Origin of the sequence: Streptomyces sp., assembly GCF_031178505.1 — a bacterium.
GTDB classification, from domain to species: Bacteria; Actinomycetota; Actinomycetes; order Streptomycetales; family Streptomycetaceae; genus Streptomyces; species Streptomyces gulbargensis.
Window position 1 is genome coordinate 1 of record NZ_JAPSIW010000836.1, and the last position, 2,896, is coordinate 2,896.

Sequence of the window (2,896 nt, forward strand, 5' to 3'; positions counted from 1 at the left end):
CGGCGAGTGCCTCGCGCTCGTGGGTCCGCTCCGGCCCCGGCTCCGGGACGACCACCCTCCACCACCCGGTGGCGGCCGTGTTCTCACCGGCGGCGAACCGACCGGTGCCGGAGGGCCCGGCCGGCCGTCGGCCGCCCCGCATCAGGATCACGTCAAGACGTGACCGAGGGCCCTCCCCGGGTGCGGAATGTCCGATTGGCTGGACGTAGGGTCGGGTCATGGCACGCGGCAAGCTTCGGATCTACCTCGGCGCCGCACCGGGCGTCGGCAAGACGTACGCGATGCTCTCCGAGGGCCACCGCCGGGTGGAGCGCGGCACCGACTGCGTGGTGGCGGTCGTGGAGCACCACGGGCGCCCGCGTACGGAGGTGCTGCTCCACGGCCTGGAGCAGCTGCCCCGCCGCGAGATCGAGTACCGGGGGACCACCTTCCCCGAGATGGACGTCGACGCCGTCCTCGCCCGCCGGCCCGCCGTCGCCCTGGTCGACGAACTCGCCCACACCAACGTCCCCGGCTCCCGCAACCCCAAGCGCTGGCAGGACGTGGCCGAACTGCTGGCGGCCGGGATCGACGTCGTCTCGACCGTCAACATCCAGCACCTGGAGTCCCTCGGCGACGTGGTCGAGTCGATCACGGGCGTACGGCAGCGGGAGACCGTCCCCGACGAGATCGTCCGCCGGGCCGACCAGATCGAGCTGGTCGACATGTCGCCCGAGGCCCTGCGCCGCCGCATGGCCCACGGCAACGTCTACACCCCCGACAAGGTCGACGCCGCCCTCTCCAACTACTTCCGCCCCGGCAACCTCACCGCCCTGCGCGAACTGGCCCTGCTGTGGACGGCCGACCGGGTCGACGAGTACCTCCAGCGCTACCGGGGCGAGCACAACATCCGCTCGACCTGGCAGGCCCGCGAGCGCATCGTCGTCGGCCTCACCGGCGGCCCCGAGGGCCGCACCCTGATACGCCGCGCCACCCGCCTGGCCGAGAAGGGCGCCGGCGGCGAGGTCCTGGCCGTCTACATCGCCCGCAGCGACGGCCTCACCGCGGCCTCCCCGAAGGAGCTGGCCGTCCAGCGCACCCTCGTCGAGGACCTCGGCGGCACCTTCCACCACGTCATCGGGGACGACATACCCTCCGCGCTCCTGGAGTTCGCGCGCGGCGTGAACGCGACCCAGATCGTCCTCGGCTCCAGCAGACGCCGCACCTGGCAGTACGTCCTCGGCCCCGGCGTCGGGCAGACCGTGGCCCGGGAGTCCGGCCCCGACCTGGACGTCCACATCGTGACGCACAGCGAGGTCGCCAAGGGGCGCGGGCTGCCCGTCGCCCACGGCGCCCGGCTCGGCCGTTCCCGCATCCTCGGAGGCTGGCTCGCCGGCGTCGCGGGACCGGTCGGGCTCGCCCTGCTCCTCACCCATGTCGACGCGGACCTCGGGCTCGCCAACGACATGCTCCTCTTCCTGGCCCTCACCGTGGCCTCCGCCCTGCTCGGCGGACTCCCGCCGGCCCTCGCCTCGGCCGCCGTCGGCTCCCTCCTCCTCAACTGGTTCTTCACCCCGCCCGTCCACCGGCTGACCGTCGCCGACCCCAAGAACATCGTCGCCATCGCCGTCTTCTTCGGCGTCGCGATGGCCGTCGCCTCCGTGGTCGACCTGGCCGCCCGTCGCACCCACCAGGCGGCCCGACTGCGGGCCGAGTCCGAGGTCCTCTCCTACCTCGCCGGCAGCGTGCTGCGCGGCGAGACCAGCCTGGAGGCCCTCCTGGAGCGGGTCCGCGAGACCTTCTCCATGGAGTCGGCGGCCCTCCTGGAGCGGGCCGAGGGCACCGGCCCCTGGACCCGCGCCGCCAGCGTCGGACCCCATCCGGCGGTACGGCCCGAGGACGCGGACGTCGACATGCCGGTGGGCGACCGCCTCGCCCTGGCCCTGAGCGGGCGGGTGCTGCCGGCCGAGGACCGGCGGGTACTCGGCGCCTTCGCCGCACAGGCGGCCGTCGTGCTCGACCGGCAGCGGCTCGTCGGCGAGGCCGAGGAGGCCCGCAAACTCGCCGAGGGCAACAAGATCCGCACCTCGCTCCTGGCCGCGGTCAGCCACGACCTGCGCACCCCGCTCGCGAGCATCAAGGCCTCCGTCACCTCCCTGCGCTCCGACGACGTCGAGTGGTCCGACGAGGACCGGGCCGAACTCCTCGCCGGCATCGAGGCCGGCGCCGACCGCCTCGACCACCTCGTCGGAAACCTGCTCGACATGTCCCGGCTCCAGACCGGCACCGTCACGCCCCTCATCCGGGCCGTGGACCTGGACGAGGTGGTCCCGATGGCCCTCGGCGGGGTTCCCGACGGCAGCGCCGAACTCGACATCCCCGAGTCGCTCCCCATGGTCGAGGTCGACAAGGGCCTCCTGGAGCGCGCCGTCGCCAACATCGTCGAGAACGCCGTGAAGTACAGCCCCGAGGGCGTGCCGGTGGCCGTCGCCGCCAGCACGATCGGGCAGCGGGTCGAGCTGCGGGTCGTCGACCGCGGCCCCGGCGTGCCCGACGCGGGCAAGGACGGCATCTTCGAGCCCTTCCAGCGCCTCGGCGACGCCCCGCGCGGCGCGGGCGTCGGCCTCGGCCTCGCCGTGGCACGCGGCTTCGTGGAGGCCATGGGCGGCACGCTCGGCGCCGAGGACACCCCGGGCGGCGGCCTCACCATGGTGCTCACCCTCAGGGCCGCGCCGCGCGGAGCCCCGCCGCCGGTCACCGGCCTCCCGGAGCGGGCGGTGACCTGAGCCGGGAGGCGGGTCCCGGAGCAGGGCGCCGGCCCCAGGGCCGTACCGCCGACGCCGTACCGCCACCGCCCGTCCCCGTACCGCCCGCCCCGCCACTCCCACGGCAACGCAAGAAGAAGGAAGGCCCCCAC

Annotated in this window: 1 protein-coding gene; it reads left to right on the forward strand. The window is 74.5% G+C overall.

The annotated features are described in order from the left end of the window. Window positions 1-218 precede the first annotated feature (218 nt). Window positions 219-2,765, forward strand: coding sequence for a sensor histidine kinase KdpD (locus RIF68_RS33155; protein WP_309055145.1), 2,547 nt, complete (start codon window positions 219-221; stop codon window positions 2,763-2,765). The last annotated feature ends 131 nt before the right edge of the window (window positions 2,766-2,896 follow it).